The sequence below is a fragment of the Brevundimonas sp. UBA4553 genome (assembly GCF_002387245.1).
In the GTDB taxonomy this organism is placed as follows: Bacteria; Pseudomonadota; Alphaproteobacteria; order Caulobacterales; family Caulobacteraceae; genus Brevundimonas.
The window spans coordinates 320,111-338,340 of record NZ_DGLD01000002.1; the positions used below are offsets into that span (position 1 = coordinate 320,111).

The following is an 18,230-nucleotide window of genomic DNA, read 5'->3' on the forward strand; positions in this document are numbered from 1 at the left end:
TTGGGGCGTTTTCATACGGGTTCGTGTGGAATCTGGCCACGGAGGCGGTGATGACGTTCGAAGACCTGGAACCCCGACCCCAGGGCGGCGAGGCGCTGAGAGCGCTGGGGCGTGAGGACCTCGACCTCTACGCGGTGGACGAACTGCATGAGCGCATCACGGCCTTGGAGGCCGAGATCGCGCGCTCCAGAACCGCCATCGAGGGCAAGTCCTCCAAGCGTAGCGCGGCGGACGCCCTGTTCAATTTCCGCTGACAAGCCTCTCCCGCGATCCGGTAATCCGTGGCATGACGATTGCAGTTCCAGTCCGTGCGGAGTCGTTGTGACCCGCGAGTTTGACGGACGCGCGTGACACTTCATGGGTAGAACCGAGTTGACTGCCATCGACGCTGACATGGTCGGATCGCGTTCGCGCAGCGCTGAGGTGCTGGATTTCGCGCGCTCGGAACTGTTTGACCGTACGTTTCGCGAGGGGATGGAGCTGGTCGAAGAGACCGCCGCCTATCTCGATGGCGATGGTCGCCAGGATTCGAGGCTGCTGTCTCGCGCTGCGGCGCTGGCCTATGCGGGCGAGAGCATGAAGCTGACCACCCGCTTGATGCAGATCGCCTCCTGGCTGCTGGTGCAGCGCGCCGTGCGCGAAGACGACATGAGCGCCGACGCCGCCTGTGAGCCGCGCTACAGGCTGGCGGACCGCAAGGTCGAAGGCGAGCCCAGCCATCGCGAACTGCCGATCGCCCTGATCGAATACGCGGTGCGGGCCGAGAAGCTGTACGATCGGGTCCTGCACCTGGACCAGCGTATGTATCTGGGAGGCGATGAGGTCCAACCCGTCAATCCGGTGCAGAGCCAGCTGGATCGCCTGCAGGCGGCGTTCGGGGGCTGAGCCCCCGAATCCTTGAAATCCGGTCCTAGGGCCCGACGTCGTTGGCGTCGCTGGGCCCGTCGGCGACGACGCGCGGCAGGCTGACCGCAATGCCGAGCGCCTGGGCCAGCTTTTCATCGCGACGATAGACGTCCTCGCGGAAGGCCACGCGGCCCTGACCATCGACGAAGGCGGTCCAGTAGAGCAGGCGGACGGCGATTTCGCGCCCGGTGGTGACCCGGGTGGTCTCGCGGCTGTCCTGCGCCGTGTCGAACTCGGCCAGCTTGGCCGGGTCGGGTTGCAGCAACAGGCGGGCGAATTCGACGGCGTTCTGAACCCGGACGCAGCCATGGCTGCGCTGGCGCACCGAAAGGTTGAAGGCGCCCTTGGACGGAGTGTCGTGCAGGAAGATGGCGTAGCTGTCGCGCAGCTCGAACTTCACATAGCCCAGGGAGGATTGAGGGCCGGCGCGCTGCACCACCCAGCCGTCCTTGTTGATGTACATGTCATGGGCGGCCAAGTACCCCGGCCCCTTGGGCAGGATTTCGCGGCGGGCGATGCCCATGGGCACGGTCCAGGGCGGGTTGGCCACGACCGAGGCGAAGGGCTTTTCCAGGCTGGGGGTCTGGTTCTCGGCCGAGCCGACCACGACGCGGTTGGAGTGAACCGGCTTGCCGTCCTTCCAGTAGACCATGATGGCGGCGGCGGTGTTGACCTCGATCCGCTCGGGATTCAGGTCACGCTTCAGCCAGCGGCGGCGCTCCAGATTGAGGGCGATCTGACGGGCGCGGTCTTCGGCCGAGGCGCCGAGCGAGCGCTGCGTCCCCGCGCCGATGCGACCGTCCGAGCCCAGGCCATGGCGGGTCTGGAAGCTGCGAACGGCCTGCTGCAGCTCGGTTCCGTAGACGAGGTTGCCTTTCAGGCGCTCGCCGGCGGCGGCGCTGAGGTCGCCCTCGGCCACCAGACGGGCGATCAGGGCCGGGATGCGGTTGTCGCTGGTCCCAGGCTCGATCGTGCCGCCCTGACGGAAGGCGGGCCAGCCGCCGGCGCGGGTGAGGCGGCGATAGCGGGCGTAACCGGCCGACAGATTGGTGTAGCCGATGTCGGTGGGGGCCAGGTTGTCGAACCACTGGCCCAACTGATTGGCGGTGACCGCCTGGGTCAGGCCGCGAGGGATGTCGACGCTGTTCTTCTGCATCTCCCACAGCTCCTCGACCGTTTCGGGGCGAACGCGCCCCTCGGCCAGGACGCGGGCATAGGTGACGGCGGCGGCGGTGGTGCGGATCTCGGCCGAACTGGGGTCGGCGGCCAGGCCCACGAAGTCGAAGAAGTCGCTGACGGGCAGGGCGTGGCGCTCGGCGCCGGCGGCGACCTCCTGCAGGATGCGGAGGCGGTCAGCGGTCCAGATCGGCTTGCCGCCGGTCAGTTGATAGACGGCGCGGACGTCGGCCTGAACCGACTCGGGCAGACGAGCCGCCTGAGCGTCGAAGCCGGCGATGAAGACCTGGGGATCGACCGGCCGGTTCTGCGCCATGGCGGCCGAGGCCGCGCCAAGGGTCAGGGTCGTCGTCGCGACGCCAAAGCCCAATTCCCGTCGGTTCATTCTCAAAACTCTTAGTCCGGTCCGGCGCCAGACCCGTCGCCTGCGCCCCGAAGGATCGAACGCCCCCATGTTATCGACGTTCCGGGCAAACAAAAAGCGCCGGCCCATCGGACCGGCGCTTCTGTGGCGACTATGTCGCAGGCCCTGCGAAGGGCCCAGAGGCTTACTTCTTGATGAAGCCGCCGAACTTGTTGTTGAAGCGCGACACGCGGCCGCCGCGGTCCAGCATCTGGGCGTTGCCGCCGGTCCAGGCGGGGTGGGTCGACGGGTCGATGTCGAGGGCCAGCGAGGCGCCTTCCTTGCCGTAGGTCGAACGGGTCTGGAAGGTGCTTCCGTCGGGCTTCACTACCGTGATGAAGTGGTAGTCGGGGTGCGTGTCCGCTTTCATCGATCTAATCCGTCTCTGCGCGGCGACGATGCCGACCGTCAATGCGCGTAAATAGAGAAACCCGCCGAGGCTGCGGCGGGAATGAGGGGCGGCGTTTACACCGGGGGGCGTTCCGGGGCAAGAGCGCGGGCATGACCCAAGTTTCCACGCCTTCCGTCTCTCAAGAAGCCAGTTCAGCGGCGAGGGGCCGCCCCGGCGCCGGCGCCCTGCTGGTCGAGCAGATGGACGAGGCGGGCGGCAAGCGGGCCAAGACCCGCAACATCAGGCCGCTGGGGCGGCTGCTGCCCTTCATGATGCGGCACAGGCTGGATGCGGGAATCGCCGGTCTGTGGCTGCTGTTCTCGACGGCGGCGTCGCTGGGGCTGACGGCGACGGCGCGCGGGGCCATCGACAACGGTTTCGAGAACGGCGGGCGCGACATCGACCTGTGGTTCCTGATCCTGGGCGCCAACGCCCTGATTCTGGGGCTGGCGACGGCCCTGCGATATTTCTACGTGACCAAGACCGGCGAGCGGGTCATCGCCGATCTGAGGACCGCCCTGTTCAAGCGCATCCTGACGCTGGACCCGGTCTTCTTCGCCCATATGCGGACCGGGGAGGTGCTGTCGCGCCTGACGACGGACATCCAACTGGTCGACACCCTGCTGACCACCTCGGTCAGCTACGCCCTGCGCAACTTCTTCACCCTGATCGGCGGGGTCATCCTGCTGTTCTTCGTCAGCCCCAAGCTGACCGGCTTCGTGCTGCTGATCGTGCCGGTGCTGATCGTGCCGCTGTTCATCTTTGGCCGGCAGGTGCGCAAGCTGACGGTCAAGTCGCAGGACACCTTCGCCAACGCCGTCGGCTTCGCTGGCGAGAGCGTGGACGCCATCGAGACGGTTCAGGCCTTTGGCCGTGAGAAGAGCGCCATCGGCCGTTTCGGCGCGGCGGTGGAGGAGGCCTTCGGCGTCTCCCTGATCCGGATGCGGGCGCGGGCGGTCATGACGGCCATGATCATCGTGGTCATGTTCGGCGGCGTGACCCTGGTGCTGTGGCTGGGGGCGCAGGACGTGATCGCCGGGACCATGACGCCGGGCGCTCTGTTGCAGTTCGTCCTGCTGTCGGTCTTCGCCGCCGGGGCCGTGGGGGCGCTGGGCGAAAGCTGGGGCGACGTGCAGAAGGCCGCCGGGGCCATGGAGCGGATCGACGAGCTGATGCGGGCCGTGCCCGCCATCGCCCCGCCCGCGACGCCGGTCGCCCTGCCGCAGCCGCCGCTGGGCGAGGTGTCGATGTCGGCCGTGGACTTCGCCTATCCGGGCCGTCCCGACCTGCCGGCGCTGAAGGGCTTCAGCCTGACCGTGCGTCCGGGCGAGACCGTGGCCCTGGTCGGGCCGTCGGGCGCGGGCAAGTCGACCGTTTTCCGCCTGCTGCTGCGCTTCTATGATCCGCAATCGGGCCTGGTGTCCGTGGACGGGGTGGACGTGCGCGCCGCCGATCCGGTCGAGGTGCGGGACCGTTTCGCCTGGGTGTCGCAGGAGGCGCCCCTGTTCTCGGGGTCGGCGCTGGAGAACATCCGCTTCGGTCGCGAGGCTGCGACCCTGGAGGAGGCCCGGATGGTCGCCGACGAGGCCCAGGCCCTGGGCTTCATCGACGCCCTGCCGCAGGGCTTCGACACGCCGCTGGGCGAGCGCGGCAAGAGCCTGTCGGGCGGCCAGAGGCAACGCCTGGCCATCGCGCGGGCTCTGGTCCGCGAAGCGCCGATCCTGCTGCTGGACGAAGCCACCAGCGCGCTGGACGCCGAAAACGAGCGTCTGGTGCAGGCGGCGCTGGATCAGGCCATGGAGACACGCACCACCCTGGTCATCGCCCACCGTCTGGCCACCGTCCTGCGCGCCGACCGCATCGCCGTCATGGACGGCGGCAAGGTGGTCGAGGAGGGCACGCACGCCGAGCTGACCGCGCGCGGCGGGCTGTATGCGCGGCTGGCGGCGCTGCAGTTCCAGGGGAGCTAGGCGGGGCGTTGCACTGCGATTGGAAAAAAAACAGTGCAATTGGTGCAATGCTCGAGATGACGATCCTCGCCTGAGGAGCGGGAGGATCGAAGGGTGTTTGCGGCTGCAACGATGTCAAAGAACGCGAGCATGATAACGCGGCTGGAGGCGGCGCCATGAGTTGCGCGTCGAGACGGCGAAAAAGCCTTTGAGATCAAGGCGCGAGGCAGCGTCGTTGTGATGGCTAGCGCGCCGCGACCGCCGTACCCGGAAAGTCGCTGAACACGGCGTCGACGCCGAGGGCGTAGAAGGCCTTGAGGTAGCTGGTCAGGTCGCCGTGATCCGCAGGGGCGTCGCCGTGGCGGTGTTCCAGCGGCAGGAAGAGGTTCTCGGCGCGGAAGGTCCAGACCACGACCCGCAGGCCTGCTGCATGGGCGTCGGCGACCAGAGACGTGGCGGGCAGGCTGCGGGCCATGTCATCGCGCGGGAGGATAAGCCCGGTCTCGACACCGACGGCGTCGGCGTAGGCGACGATGGCGCGCAGACCTTCGGGGCGGCTCATGGCGGCGTAGGTCAGGTCGGGACGGTCGGCGGGGCCGCCGCTGACGCTCATCAACTGCAGCAAGGGCGCGTCGATGCGGGCCTTGAGCCGTTGCAGCGCGCCGATTTCGAAGCACTGGATCAGGATGGCGGAGTCCGCGCCGGTCAGGTCATGACGCTGCAGCGCCTCGACAAGGGCGTCTTCCATCGGCAGGCCGAGGCCTGCGAAATAGGAGGGGTGCTTCAGTTCAGGCGCGACACCGATGACGCGGCCGGTGCGGGCGCTCTCCGCACGGGCGATGGCCACGACCTCGTCGAAGGTCAGGATGGGGTCCTGGCCGTCGTGAGCGGCGTTGGTCGGACGCAGCAGGGGCAGACGCTCGCGGGCGCGCAAGGTCTTCAACTCGGCCAGGGTGAAGTCTTCGGTGAACCAGCCGGTGATCTGCTGGCCGTCGATGATTTTGGCGGTCCTGCGGGCGGCGAACTCGGGCCGGTCGGCCACGTCGGTCGTGCCGCCGATCTCGTTCTCGTGCCGGACGACGAACTGGCCGTCGCGAGTCATGACCAGGTCGGGCTCGATGAAATCCGCGCCCTGTTCGACGGCCAGACGATAGGCCGAGGCCGTGTGCTCGGGTCGTTCGCCGGACGCGCCGCGGTGGGCGATGACTTGAGGAGCGGGCGCAGATATGGCCGGGGTTCCGCTGAGGAGGAGGGCGGCGGTCAGGATGAAGCGGATCATGCCGGGACGGTAGGGGCATGAGGTGACGGGCGTGTGATTGAAGCGATCCTCCCCTGCGAAGCGGGGGAGGATCAGGGGGTCTTACGCGCCTTGCAGGATCTTGCGCAGCTGCGGCTGCAGTTCCGGGTTGGCGGCGACGATCTGCTTGCCGTTCTTGGGATCGCCGTCGATGTCGATGGTGGTGACCACGCCGCCCGCCTCGGTGACGAACAGGATGCCCGCCGCCACGTCCCAAGGCTGCAGGTTACGCTCGAAGAAGGCGTCGTAGCGGCCGGCGGCGACCCAGGCGAAGTCCAGCGAGGCGGCGCCCAGGCGACGGATGCCGGCGACGCGTTGGCCGACCGCGTGGATGTCCTTGATGGCTTGCGAGTGGCCGGTCTTGCCGATGAAGGGCAGGCCGGTCGAGATCAGGCTTTCCGACAGATCACGACGGCCCGAGACGCGGATGCGCTGGTCGTTCAGGTAGCAGCCCTTGCCCTTTTCGGCCCAGAACAGCTCGTTCATCACCGGGTTGTAGGTGACGCCGGCGACGATCTCGGACGAGCCGTCGGGATGCTTGCGCTCCAGACCCACCGTGATGGCGAAGTGGGGCATGGCGTGCATGAAGTTGGTGGTGCCGTCGATCGGGTCGACGATCCAGGTGTGCGACTTGTCGGTGCCCTCGACCAGGCCGCGTTCCTCGCCGAGGAAGCCGTAGCCGGGGCGGGCCTTCATCAGCAGTTCGTAGAGGGTGTCTTCGGCCTTCAGGTCGGCGGCCGTGACGAAATCGCCGGGCCCTTTGCGCGAAACCTGAAGCTGGGCGACTTCGCCGAAGTCGCGAAGCATGGGGCGGGCGGTCTTGCGCACCGCGCTGATGATGACCTGAACGAGAGCAGAGGCGAGGGCCATGGGGTTCTCCTGGTCCGGCTGTCCTTGAAGGCCCTGTCGGCCCGGAGAGACGGAGAAGCAAAAGGGGCGCGGACCATCCGCGCCCCTGTAGATTACGTCTTAAGCATCCGACCTTGGCCGGGGAAGACGGCGTTTGTTAGTCGGCGCGGCGGACGTATTCGCCGGTCGTGGTGTCGACGATGATGCGTTCGCCGGCCGACATGTAGGGCGGGATCATGATGCGGACGCCGTTGGAGGCGATCGCAGGCTTGTAGGAGGACGAAGCCGTCTGGCCCTTCACGGTGGGTTCGGTCTCGGCGACTTCCAGCGTGACCTGCTCCGGCAGTTCCAGGCCGATCGGACGCTCTTCGTGCATCTCGATGATGACCTTCATGCCCTCTTGCAGATAGGGGATGCGCTCGTCGCCGACCCAGCCCTTTTGCAGTTCGATCTGCTCGTAGGTGGCGTCGTCCATGAAGACCAGGCTGTCGCCGTTGTCGAACAGGTAGGAGAAGTCCTTCTGCTCCAGGGTGACGCGCTCGACCTTGTCTTCCGAACGGAAGCGTTCGTTCAGCTTGTTGCCGGTCTCGAGGTTCTTGGCTTCCACGTTGGCGAAGGCGCCGCCCTTGCCGGGTTTGACGTGGCTGGCCTTGGTGACGACCCAGAGGCCGCCGTTGTGTTGCAGGACCATGCCGGGCTTGATGGTGTTGCCGTTGATTTTCATAGAAACCGCTGGATGTGAGGGCTGGAGGCGGCCCGGCCGCTCGTGGGCGGGCGCGCGAAATCGCGGCGAGCCGTAGAGGAACAGCGGAAAAAGGGCAATGGGCGCCGATCGTCGGTCTGCGGATCTAGTGGACGGTGGGGCCTTCGCGCAGCCTGGCCTCGGCGCGGTTGGCCAGGCGGACGCCCATGCCGGTGGGGGAGGCCAGCTTGCCCGCGCCGGGGTCCAGCTTGCGCGCCTCGTGGGCGAAGGCCGCCGCCAGACCCGCCGAGGACATGGCGGCGGCGATCTGGGTGCCGCGCTGCGTGGGGCGAACCGCCAGCCAGACGGCGCTGACGGCCTGGGCCGCGATCCACAGGGCCATGGCGGTTCGACGTTCCGGGCGGGCAGGCGCGTTCCAGACCCGCACGGCGGACAGGGTGGTGGCCGAGAAGACGGCCGGCAGGATCAGGCTGAGAGGGCCGCGCGGCCGCTCGGTGATCGGCGCGTCTCCGCCCAGAGGCTGAAGCGCACGGCGAGGCTGTGGCCGGATCAGCTTTGACGCCGCCGTCGTCGCCGCCAGGGCGAAGCCGGCGGTCAGGGCCACGCCCAGCGCCACATGAGTCCAGTTGCGGCCGTCGGCGTTGAGGAAGTCTGCGGCCTGGTCGCGGGCGGTGTCGAGGGCGTCTTCGATGCGGGTCATGGGACCGGAATGGCCGGACGGGGAAACTCGTTCCCGCGCCCGGCGTCCGGAAGGCGGATCAGTTGCCGGTGGCGGCGCCGTCGGTCTTGATCTCGCTCATGGCGGACTGAAGATAGTTCTGGGCGCCCAGCAGTTCGATCAGCTTGTGCTGGTTCTCCAGGAAGTCGACGTGCTCCTCGGTGTCGGCCAGGATCTTCATCAGCAGGTCGCGGCTGACGTAGTCGCGGGCCGCCTCGCACTGGGTGACGGCGTCGCGGGTCGTGGCCCGGCTGTCGATCTCCAACTGCAGATCGGCCCCCAGGCATTCGATCGGCTCTTCGCCGACCTTGAGCTTGTGCAGGTCCTGCAGGTTGGGAAGGCCGTCGAGGAAGAGGATGCGCTTGATCAGCATGTCGGCGTGTTTCATCTCGCCGATGGATTCCTGATAGATCACGTCGCCCAGGTGGCTGAGGCCCCAGCTTTCGAACATGCGGGCGTGCAGGAAATACTGGTTCACCGCCGTCAGTTCATTGGTCAGAACTGCGTTCAGGGTGCGGATGATCGCCGGATCGCCCTTCATGGTCGTCGCCTTTCGTCATGGGCGGCGACGGGAGGCCAGGGAAAGGCGCTCCAGACTCGATCGCTGCCGGATGCGCAGGCTTTTACCACGGCGAAGGCGTCGTGGATTACTTGCGAGTACTTATCACTGCATTGATAGTGCGAGTGAATTTCGCTTCAGGCGGTGTCGCGGCTATTCGGCGGCGAGGGCGAAGGCGGCCTGGGTGTCCTGAATCATCTGGCGCATTTCACAGACGCATTTGGCGCACTGGGCAGCGCATTGATTGGACGCGAAAATATCCTTGGGACGGGTCGCGCCCGCCTCGATGGCTTGGGCGACGTCGCGTCGGCGAAGGCCGTTACAGTTGCAGACGTACAAGGCGGCGAGCCCCGAAGCAGTTACTGAGAATGGCTCGCTATAGCATTTCTTAAGGCGAGTGCAAATCGTTCGCATGAGTTTGCGAGATTGACGACCGGCGCGGGGACGGGCAGGGCGGGGTCATGGCTCGTCAACCTGCAACTCCCGCCCGCCCGCCCTGTCAGCTGTATCTGATCACGCCGCCGGCGCTCGCCGACCTGGAGGCCTTTGCGGGCCTGCTGGAGCAGGCGTTGTCGGCCGGCCCCGTGGCGGCCCTGCAGATCCGGCTGAAGGACGCCCCGGACGATCAGATCCGGGCCGCCGTAGCGCGGCTGGCGCCGGTCGCCCAGGCGCACGGCGTGGCGGTGATCCTCAACGACCGCCCGGACCTGGCCAGGGCGACCGGCTGCGACGGCGTGCATGTGGGGCAGGAGGATGCGCCGGTGGCCGAGGCGCGGCGCATCATGGGCCCGGACGCCATGATCGGCGCCACCTGCCATGACAGCCGCCATCTGGCGATGGAGGCGGCCGAGGCCGGCGCGGATTACGTCGCCTTCGGCGCCTTCTTCCCGACCGACACGAAGGCCACCACGCACCGGCCGGAGCTGGTCGAGCTGACCATCTGGCAGGAAACCATGGAGACCCCCTGCGTCGCCATCGGCGGGATCACGGTCGAGAACGCCGCCCAGGTCGCGGCCGCCGGGGCCGATTTCGTCGCGGTCAGCGCCGGCGTCTGGAACCATCCCGAGGGGCCGGCGGCGGCGGTTCGGGCCTTCAATGCGGTGCTCGAAAGCGCCTTCTGACTTCAGAGGATATTTAGGAAGCTCGGTCAGGGTAGGGTGTTAGTCGCGTATATCGGACCCGATCATGAACATGAGCCGAGCGCTCGACAGGGCTGAAACCGTGCTTGCCGCCTCCGTGGACGGCGACGCCCCCCTGACTGCGCCTAACGCCGCCTTCTTCCGCCAGCCCCTGGCGCCGATCCTGACGGCGGTGGGCATGGCCGTGCTGGTGGTGCTGGCGATCAGCTTTGCCCGCACGAACGGCCTGGTCGCCGCCCTCTGGGGCGCGGGCGGGCTGGCCATGGCGGTCTGGCTGCGCGGCGGTCGCGGCATGACCTATGATCTGGCGTTCGGCGCCCTGGTGTCCGTCGGCGTGCTGGCCGGCGAGTTCCTGGTCGGCAACGGTCCGGCGCTGTCCGTCATGTTCACCGCCGTGAACCTGCTGGAGATCAGTCTGGCCGTGGTTCTGGCGCGCCGTTTCGTCCCCGGGTTGAGCGTCAATTCCGTCGAGGGTCTGGCGCGGTTCCTGGTGGTCTGCGCGGTCGCGCCGCTGCCGTCCGCGATCCTGAGCGCCGTGGCGCTGGACGCCATGGTGGGCGCGAGCCCGATCGACGGCTTCCGCATCTGGTGGTGCGGCCATGCTCTCGGACTGGCGGTGCTGGGCGCCTTTGGCCTGGCGGTGCAGCGCCGTCATCTGGTGATCGTTCGTCGCCCGGCCCGTCTGGCCGAGGGGGGCGCCCTGCTGGGGCTGATCGGCGCGGCCTGCTATGCGATCTTCTCACATCTGAGCCTGCCTTACGGCTTCTTGCTGATGCCGCTTCTGCTGATGATGGCGGTCAGGTTCCGGGTGGCCGGCATTGCTGCTGCTCTGGTCGTGGTGACGATCATGGCCATTGGCGGCACCATGGCGGGGCACGGTCCCTATCATTCCTTCAACGCCCAGAACCGCGCCCTGCTGGCGCAGCTTCTGGTGCTGCTGGGCTATATGCCCATTCTGATGGTGGCCGCCCTGCTGGAAGAGCGGGACCGGTTGGCCGAGCGCGCGCGGGCGGGGCGGGAGCGGGCCGAACGGGCCTCGGCCGCCAAATCCCGGCTGCTGGCCAATGTGGCGCATGAGATCAAAAGCCCGGTCGGGGGCATCATCGGCATCGGCGAACTGTGGGCCGGCGGCCAACTGGGCGCGACCTCGGCTGAACAGGTCGAGATGGCGCAGATGCTGGTCAAGACGGCGCGTCAGGTGGAGACCCTGGCCCATGACCTGCTGGACGTGGCGCGCGCCGAGTCCGGAGCGGTCAAGGTCGAACTGCGTCCCACCGATGTCGCGGGGCTGCTGGAAGACGTGCGACGCGGCCTGATCCTGAAATCTGAAACACGCGGCATCAACGTCGAAGTCCTGGTCGAGGGCGACGCCCTGATCGCGCAGGCGGACTCGCAGCGTCTGGCCCAGGTCATCGGCAACCTGGCGGGAAATGCGGTCAAGTATGGCGCGTCCGGCGGTCGGGTTCTGCTGAGGACCGCCTGGGCCGACGACCGCGTGCGGATCGAGGTGGTGGACTTTGGTCCGGGCCTGACGCTGGAAAAACAGGCGCAGTTGTTCGAGCCGTTCAATCGCCTGGGGCTGGAACGCTCCGCCATCGAAGGACACGGCATCGGCCTGGCGCTGGCCAAGCGTCTGACCGAACTGCAGGGCGGCGAGATCGGCGTCATTTCGGCGCCGGGGCAGGGCGCGACCTTCTGGGTAGAGCTGGCGGCGGCTTGACCGTCGGGCGGCGCGGGGGCCAAGGTTCTGTGATGAAAACCATCCTCCTCGCCTCGATCCTTTTGAGCACGGCGCCCGTCATAGCTCAGGCTCAGTCCCAGAGCGCTGAAGACCTGACCCGGCGGCTGAACGGCGGGCCGCCCGCCGCAGCCCAGGCCGCGCCGCAAGCGCAGGCTCCGGCGGCACGCCCGGCGCCTGCGACGCCTACGTCAAGCACTGCAGCATCAGCGGCGCGGCCAGCCCCGGCCCCGACAGCTGCCGCCACGCCCGTGCGCAGGCCCGCCGCTGCCCCGTCGGCTGCGGCCACATCGGCTGCGGCTCCGCCTGCGACGACGCCGAGAGCACCCGTGACGGCCCCCGCTGCGGCGCCTGTCGCTGCGTCCCAGACGCCGCCTGCCGCTGCGCCCGCCGCCGGCGCGCTGAACGCCGCGGCGATCGCCGGCCTGCCGTTCCGCATCGAACTGCCGAGCGGCGTCCAACTGTTCGAGGGGCGTGCGGCGCCGAACGCCAAGGTCTGGTCCGTCCGTAAGGCGGGCAAGACGCTGGCCATGATCTACGCCGGGCCGTCGTCGCAGTTTCCGATCTACCACGGCGAGCAGGTGACGGCGGCGGGCCGCGTTTCGGTGGTCGTGCCCGAGGGGACGCGTCGCGTCGCCATGGAGCATCTGTTCCAGCGCCCGGTCGCTCCGACCGAAATCCACGTCTGGGTCATGAGCCCGGATGGCGCCGACCGTGACGCCGCCGAGCGCATCGCTCAATCGGTGGATCCCAAGTAGCGCGACGGCTACTCGGACCAGACGGCCAGGTCGTTGCCGGACGGATCTCGGAAGTGGAAGCGCCGTCCGCCCGGGAAGGCGAAGATCGGGTGGGTGATTTCCCCGCCCGCCGCCTGAACCCGGGCCAGCATGGCCTCCAGATCCTGTGCGTAGAGGATGGGCAGCGGCTTGGGCGTCATGGCCTCAGTGGTGAAGCCGCCGTCCAGCCCCTCGCCGAAGGCGGCGTAGCCCGGGCCGTAGTCCTGAAACGCCCAGCCGAAAGCCGAGGCGTAAAAGGCCTTGTGCGCCGCCATGTCGGTGGCGGGCAGTTCGAGATAGTCCAGTTTTCCGTCTTCGCGCATGGAGCGCTCCTCTCAGGCTGTCGAAGTTGACGCTTGCACAGCGTCCGACTCTGCGCAAACCTGCAATTGGTTCGCAAATGCAGGAGTCGCCCATGATCGTCCTGAGTGCAGGATGCGCTTCGCTGGCGCAGTTGATGCGCGCCGACCAGGGGGCGCAGACCTTGTCGTTGACCGCGCCGACGCCCTCCAATCGAACGCGATCGGAAGGGCGTCCCCGGTTGGCGGTCTGCGTCTCGCCGGCGCGCCAGACGCGATAGGCTCAGACCAGTTCCACGGCCATGGCCACGGCTTCGCCGCCGCCGATGCAGAGGGAAGCCACGCCCTTCTTGCCGCCGCGCGCCTGAAGCGCCGCCAGCAGGGTGGAGAGGATGCGCGCGCCCGAGGCGCCGATGGGGTGGCCCAGAGCGGTCGCGCCGCCGTTGACGTTCAACTTGGCGCGGTCGATGCCGAGTTCCTGCTGAGCGATCATGGCGACGACGGCGAAGGCCTCGTTGACCTCCCACAGGTCCACGTCCTCGACCGACCAGCCGGCCTTCTTCAAGGCCTTCTGCATGGCGGGGACCGGGGCGGTGGTGAACAGGCCCGGCTCATGGGCGTGGGCGGCGTGGGCGACGACACGGGCGACGATGGGCAGGCCGAGCGTCTTGGCCGTGCTTTCGCGGGTCATGACCAGGGCCGCCGCGCCATCCGAGATCGAGGAGGCGTTGGCGGCGGTGATGGCGCCGTCCTTGGTGAAGGCAGGACGCAGGGTCGGGATCTTGGCGGGGTCGGCCTTGCCGGGCTGTTCGTCCTCGCTGACCGTCACGGGGCCTTTGCGCGTGGCGACCTCGACCGGGACGATCTCGGCCTTGAAGGCGCCCGAGGCGATGGCGGCCTGGGCGCGGGTCAGGCTCTCGATGGCGTATTCGTCCATCGCTTCGCGCGTGAACTGATACTGGGCGGCGGCGTCCTCGGCGAAGACGCCCATGGCCTTGCCGGGGGAGTAGGCGTCTTCCAGACCGTCCATCATCATGCTGTCGACGATGACGTCGTGGCCGATGCGGGCGCCGCCGCGGTGCTTGTTCATCAGGTAGGGGGCGCCGGTCATGGACTCCATTCCGCCGGCGACGATGACCTCGGCGGTGCCGGCCAGCAGGGCGTCATGCGCCATCATGGCGGCCTGCAGACCCGAGCCGCACATCTTGTTCACGGTGGTGGCCTCGACGTGCTTGCCGAGGCCAGCGCCGATGGCGGCCTGACGGGCCGGGGCCTGACCCAGACCGGCCGGCAGGACGCAGCCCATGAAGATCTGCTCGACCTTTTCAGGAGCGACGCCGGCGCGCTCGACGGCGGCCTTGACCGCGGCGGCGCCCAGGTCGGTGGCCTTGACCGGCGACAGCGCGCCCTGGAAGCCGCCCATGGGCGTGCGGGCGAAGGAGACGATGACGACGGGATCGGATGCGGCGGTCATGAGGGGCGTTTCCAGTATGAATCGTTTCGCCGGGGATTAGGGGAGGCGAAGGGGCGCTGGCAAGGTCAGAGCAGCTTGCGGCGCTGGCGGGCCAGGGCCAGGGGCCGGCCATCCGCGCCCCAGGCGACGGCTTCGTCCACCGACCAGCCGAGGCCGTGGTCCAGCAGCCGGTACTCGAAGAAGGCCCAGCCGTCGGGCGCGGTCTCCGGCGTCGGATCGGCCAGGAAGTCGTAGCGCAGATCGACCGTGGTCATCATCGGCGGCGCCGTGAAGGCGGTCCAGGCGGGCGGGTAGAGGGCGTCCAGCAGGTAGCAGAGCCGCAGTTCGTCCAGCGGCGCGCCGTCCTTCGTTCGCATCCACACCCGCTCGACGACGGGCTTGCCCTCGTTGCCGCCGAGGATGTTGGGACCGCCGTCGAAGCGATAGTCGACGTGCTGGGAAAAGCGCGGGGCCAGCGGGCCGCTGATGCCGGGCGCGTGCTTGAGGCTGTCAAGGGACGGGGGCGCGGCGAGCAGGGGGCTAAGCGGCTGGGGCGTTTCGCCATCGGCGCCATAGGTGGCGCTGGCGTGGTGGGTCAGGCGCGCGCCCTGGCCCCCCTCGACCACGGCGTAGGCGACGTTGCGGCCGCCGCGCAGCAGACGGGGGCGGAACTGGATGGCCTGACCGTAGCGGGCGGCGGCCAGATACTGGACGTTGAGGCTGCGCAGCGGCGCCTTCAGGTCCAGGCCCTGACGCATGGCCCCGGCGCAGAGAGCCGCCAGCAGGCCGCCGAAGGGAAAGCCCGCCTCGGGCGGGGCGCTGATCGGGCCGTTGGAGAAGTCGCCGGTCAGATGGGCCGACAGGCCCTGATCCGAAGGCGTCAGGGTCAGGGCGTCGTTCAGCAGGTCGGCTTCGGTCATTGGTCCACGCAACAGGCGAAAGAGGCGGGCGGAGACTGGAGCGTCCCCACCCGCAAGTCGAGGAATGCAGAAACCGCGACCGGGGAGCCGCTAGTTCGTTGCCAAAAGAAACTGACAAACTGCGTCCCGATTGGCAACCCACTTGTCAAAAGCCTGACGCGGGGTCACTTTCCGTCCATGGGACGCACCGCCGACTATAGCCGCCAGAGCTGCTCGATCGCCGCCACGCTGGAGGTGATCGGCGACCCGTGGACCCTGCTGGTCATCCGCGACGCCTTCAACGGCGTGCGTCGGTTCGAACAGTGGCAGGACCGGCTGGGCGTGGCCCGCAACGTCCTGGCGGCGCGGCTGAAGTCGCTGGTGCAGCACGGGGTGCTGGAGCCGCAGCTCTATTCCGAACGCCCGCCGCGCAACGAATATATCCTGACCGCCAAGGGCAAGGACCTGTACGGGGTGCTGGTGACCCTGCACGCCTGGGGCGAGAAGCACGTCTATGGCGAGGCCGACAGCGGCATCTCCATGGTCCACAAGACCTGCGGCCACGACCTCAAGCCCCGCATCGCCTGCGGCCATTGCAACGAGATCGTCAAACCCCGCGACATCGAACTGACCTGGGCCGAGAACCGCCCGACCGTGGGGGATGTCCTGCCGAAGGACGAGGCGGCCTAGGCGGCAAGCGGACCATCTGGAGGTCCGCTATGGGTGGGAAGCGGAAGTGATCAATCCCGAAGGGGTGCGTCAGCACCCTGCCGTGGCGCACGAATCCAAAACACTGCCCATCATTGCCAACCAAAATGCGACGACTACTATCGGTGCCAATAGAAGAACGCGCAGGCCTTTTCGGCCATTCTTGCGGACGTCGAAAACCGCAAGTGCGATCCACGCGATAGCTATCGCGACCTGGAGGTAAAGCCAGGGCGGTTCCGCTATCGGAAGAATGTAGAACAGCATTGTCGCCACCCCGGATTGGAGTGACGATAATCACCGGCTAGCAAGGCGTGCGCAATGTCCGCCATCGGTCGTGAAGCGAAGTTCGCTTAAGGGTGGAAAGCGGACTTCGGCGACGCAGGATTGCTAGATGGGTTCGGCCTTCGGAAACTCCCAGAGGCCGCTGAGAACATCGGGCCGGGGCCGGTAGAGCCGGACCATATAGTTCCAGCCGGGCATGATCGGCAGGCAGTTCGCGACCTTGCTGTCGCAGCCCCCGAACTGGATCACTACCGATCCGTCAGCTTCCTTCGTGGCGGTCAGGCTGTTGATCGAATAGGCGTTCTGTGGGTTCGCTTCGAAGTAGCCTTCCTTGCTGTAAAGGCTGATCGACCAGAAGCCGTCGACCGGCACGTCGCGGATGCGAAGGCGATGGACGGTCTTGCCGTCGTTCAGGGTCGGAACGACGTTGAGATAGATGGCGTCCTTCGGCGGATTGAGACCCCATCCAGTTGCGGTGACGATGAGGTGATGGATCGGGTCCACCTCCTCCGGAGTTCCCGCCGCTTCGCGCCAGTCCGGCAACGTGGCGCCAAGGATGGTAAGGGCATCCGCAATCGTCTTTCGGCTGTCTGGATCCCAGTTGGGGATATCGAACTCGCCGGCGCTCGCTTGCTCGACGACAATCGCGTCCTGGAGCGCGTGAACCTTCGCGAGATCGTCTTGATCACCTGGGTCGACCATCGTGCGGACCGTGATCTGTGCATAGCGAGAGCCGACGTCTTCCTCCCGGATCACATGCGGGCCGCGCCCATAGAGTGATCCTGCCGTGTAGTGATCCTGGCTAAATGCGGTCACGGACATGAAACGTTCGCCCGCGTCGGGAAGGGTGATCGTAACGGGCCCGGCCGCCAGATCGAATACGCTGGCCGAATAAAGCGTATCGCGATTGCCGCGCTGGACGATGTGATCCTCGATGGGCACGAGCTCGCGATTGTGACGGAACTTCCCAAACGCGTCTGGCACGAACCCGGCCAGCACCCGATCGCTTTCTGCCCGGACGAAGTTATCGACGGTGACAGGAATGAGAGGCTGAGTGTCCGACATTTTCCCTCCGTAGTCCCCCTGTCTAGGGTGGGGCGCTGCCGACTTGAACGTGAAGGGGAGTATGAGCGGCACCGAAGGTTCCCGCCATGAGGGCAAACCCCGAGCCTTGAGCCGAGCAGGCCCGAATGTCCGCTAAGGGTCGAAAGCAGACTTCAGCGTCCGGCGGCAAGTGGAACGAACGGTCTGACCGGCGGTTGAGGCCACCATACGCGGCGCGAGGAGATGGCTGGTGCGCAGGGTGATCGGTGCGGCCTTCGTGTCGCTGGACGGGGTGATGCAGGCGCCGGGCGGTCCCGAGGAGGATCGGACGGGCGGGTTCGATCTGGGCGGCTGGCTGTTTTCCTACTTCGACGAAGCGGGCGGACGGCGGATCGACGCCCTGTTCAGCCAACCGTTCGACCTGCTGCTGGGACGGCGGACCTACGACATCTTCGCCGCCTACTGGCCGTTCGTCGAAGGCGAGGACGCGGCGCTGGGCGAGCGGTTCGATCGCGCGGGGAAATACGTCCTGACGCGCGGCGCTCAGCCGCTGTCGTGGGCGAACAGCCATCGGTTGACGGGTCTGGACGCGCTGGCCGAGGTGAAGCGTGAGGAAGGGCCGGACCTGATCATCCAGGGCAGCAGCACGCTCTATCCGCAGCTTCTGGCCGCCGGTCTGATCGACCGGCTGATCCTGATGACCTTTCCGGTGGTGCTGGGCGGCGGCAAGCGACTGTTCGGGGAGGGCGCGCCGCCCCGCTCGATGCGGATGGTCGATCACGAGGTCACGCCTCGCGGCGTCGTCATCGCCACCTATGAACCGGACGGCCCGATCGAACCCGGCGACTTCGGCGCGGCCACGACGCCTAGCCCCGCCGAAGTGGAACGCCGCGCCCGGGTCGCCGCCGGGACGTGGTGACGGCGGTCCCGCGAGGCAGCGG

General features: G+C 67.7%; 20 protein-coding genes. 8 read left to right on the plus strand and 12 right to left on the minus strand.

Annotated features, from left to right (window positions below; translation table 11 throughout):
• The first annotated feature begins 50 nt into the window (after positions 1 to 50).
• Together B4A39_RS02965 and B4A39_RS02970 are read left to right on the plus strand one after the other, a co-directional pair.
• A complete protein-coding gene (locus B4A39_RS02965; protein WP_292033099.1) occupies positions 51 to 254 on the plus strand; it encodes a DUF1192 domain-containing protein in 204 nt (67 codons plus the stop codon).
• 139 nt (positions 255 to 393) lie between these two features.
• Entirely contained in the window at positions 394 to 885 is a 492-nt protein-coding gene (locus tag B4A39_RS02970) for a DUF1465 family protein (protein WP_292033332.1), read from the plus strand.
• Between the two features lie 25 nt (positions 886 to 910).
• On the opposite strand, the gene B4A39_RS02975 is transcribed toward B4A39_RS02970, so the two are convergent.
• Positions 911 to 2,467, minus strand: a complete 1,557-nt coding sequence (locus tag B4A39_RS02975; protein WP_292033101.1) for a L,D-transpeptidase family protein — start codon at positions 2,465 to 2,467, stop codon at positions 911 to 913.
• A 163-nt stretch (positions 2,468 to 2,630) separates the two neighbouring features.
• Positions 2,631 to 2,855, minus strand: a complete 225-nt coding sequence (gene rpmE, locus B4A39_RS02980) for a 50S ribosomal protein L31 (RefSeq protein ID WP_105562861.1) — start codon at positions 2,853 to 2,855, stop codon at positions 2,631 to 2,633.
• 131 nt (positions 2,856 to 2,986) lie between these two features.
• Between rpmE and B4A39_RS02985 the strand changes: the two genes are divergently transcribed.
• The gene (locus B4A39_RS02985; protein WP_292033104.1) at positions 2,987 to 4,846 is read left to right on the plus strand and encodes an ABC transporter transmembrane domain-containing protein; all 1,860 of its coding nucleotides are present in this window, start codon (positions 2,987 to 2,989) and stop codon (positions 4,844 to 4,846) included.
• Positions 4,847 to 5,069: 223 nt separating this feature from the next.
• Here the strand turns inward: B4A39_RS02985 and B4A39_RS02990 are convergent, their stop codons facing one another.
• The 6 genes from B4A39_RS02990 to B4A39_RS03015 all read right to left on the minus strand — a co-directional run bounded on the left by B4A39_RS02990 (position 5,070) and on the right by B4A39_RS03015 (position 9,290).
• A complete protein-coding gene (locus tag B4A39_RS02990; protein ID WP_292033106.1) occupies positions 5,070 to 6,104 on the minus strand; it encodes a glycerophosphodiester phosphodiesterase in 1,035 nt (344 codons plus the stop codon).
• Between the two features lie 81 nt (positions 6,105 to 6,185).
• A complete protein-coding gene (locus tag B4A39_RS02995; RefSeq protein WP_292033108.1) occupies positions 6,186 to 6,992 on the minus strand; it encodes an inositol monophosphatase family protein in 807 nt (268 codons plus the stop codon).
• 136 nt (positions 6,993 to 7,128) lie between these two features.
• Positions 7,129 to 7,695, minus strand: a complete 567-nt coding sequence (efp, locus tag B4A39_RS03000) for an elongation factor P (protein ID WP_292033110.1) — start codon at positions 7,693 to 7,695, stop codon at positions 7,129 to 7,131.
• A 124-nt stretch (positions 7,696 to 7,819) separates the two neighbouring features.
• A complete protein-coding gene (locus tag B4A39_RS03005; protein ID WP_292033112.1) occupies positions 7,820 to 8,374 on the minus strand; it encodes a TspO protein in 555 nt (184 codons plus the stop codon).
• Positions 8,375 to 8,432: 58 nt separating this feature from the next.
• Complete coding sequence (gene bfr, locus B4A39_RS03010) at positions 8,433 to 8,933, minus strand: bacterioferritin (protein ID WP_292033114.1); 501 nt, start codon at positions 8,931 to 8,933, stop codon at positions 8,433 to 8,435.
• A gap of 171 nt (positions 8,934 to 9,104) precedes the next feature.
• Entirely contained in the window at positions 9,105 to 9,290 is a 186-nt protein-coding gene (locus tag B4A39_RS03015; protein WP_292033117.1) for a (2Fe-2S)-binding protein, read from the minus strand.
• 122 nt (positions 9,291 to 9,412) lie between these two features.
• Between B4A39_RS03015 and thiE the strand changes: the two genes are divergently transcribed.
• From thiE to B4A39_RS03030, 3 genes are all read left to right on the plus strand, one after another.
• Complete coding sequence (gene thiE, locus B4A39_RS03020; protein WP_292033118.1) at positions 9,413 to 10,072, plus strand: thiamine phosphate synthase; 660 nt, start codon at positions 9,413 to 9,415, stop codon at positions 10,070 to 10,072.
• A gap of 64 nt (positions 10,073 to 10,136) precedes the next feature.
• Positions 10,137 to 11,810, plus strand: a complete 1,674-nt coding sequence (locus B4A39_RS03025; RefSeq protein ID WP_292033122.1) for a sensor histidine kinase — start codon at positions 10,137 to 10,139, stop codon at positions 11,808 to 11,810.
• Positions 11,811 to 12,157: 347 nt separating this feature from the next.
• On the plus strand, positions 12,158 to 12,586 hold the full coding sequence (locus tag B4A39_RS03030; protein ID WP_292033123.1) for a hypothetical protein: 429 nt from the start codon (positions 12,158 to 12,160) through the stop codon (positions 12,584 to 12,586).
• A gap of 8 nt (positions 12,587 to 12,594) precedes the next feature.
• Here B4A39_RS03030 and B4A39_RS03035 read toward each other — a convergent pair whose 3' ends face one another.
• From B4A39_RS03035 to B4A39_RS03045, 3 genes are all read right to left on the minus strand, one after another.
• Complete coding sequence (locus B4A39_RS03035) at positions 12,595 to 12,927, minus strand: VOC family protein (protein WP_292033125.1); 333 nt, start codon at positions 12,925 to 12,927, stop codon at positions 12,595 to 12,597.
• 259 nt (positions 12,928 to 13,186) lie between these two features.
• Positions 13,187 to 14,377, minus strand: a complete 1,191-nt coding sequence (locus B4A39_RS03040; RefSeq protein ID WP_292033127.1) for a thiolase family protein — start codon at positions 14,375 to 14,377, stop codon at positions 13,187 to 13,189.
• Positions 14,378 to 14,442: 65 nt separating this feature from the next.
• Entirely contained in the window at positions 14,443 to 15,276 is an 834-nt protein-coding gene (locus tag B4A39_RS03045; protein WP_292033128.1) for an acyl-CoA thioesterase, read from the minus strand.
• A gap of 177 nt (positions 15,277 to 15,453) precedes the next feature.
• Here B4A39_RS03045 and B4A39_RS03050 point away from each other — a divergent pair, with 177 nt between their 5' ends.
• Complete coding sequence (locus B4A39_RS03050) at positions 15,454 to 15,945, plus strand: winged helix-turn-helix transcriptional regulator (protein WP_292033131.1); 492 nt, start codon at positions 15,454 to 15,456, stop codon at positions 15,943 to 15,945.
• 405 nt (positions 15,946 to 16,350) lie between these two features.
• Here B4A39_RS03050 and B4A39_RS03055 read toward each other — a convergent pair whose 3' ends face one another.
• Positions 16,351 to 17,310, minus strand: coding sequence for a DUF1214 domain-containing protein (locus B4A39_RS03055; protein WP_292033133.1), 960 nt, complete (start codon positions 17,308 to 17,310; stop codon positions 16,351 to 16,353).
• A gap of 229 nt (positions 17,311 to 17,539) precedes the next feature.
• Between B4A39_RS03055 and B4A39_RS03060 the strand changes: the two genes are divergently transcribed.
• Entirely contained in the window at positions 17,540 to 18,208 is a 669-nt protein-coding gene (locus B4A39_RS03060; RefSeq protein WP_292033134.1) for a dihydrofolate reductase family protein, read from the plus strand.
• Positions 18,209 to 18,230 lie beyond the last annotated feature (22 nt).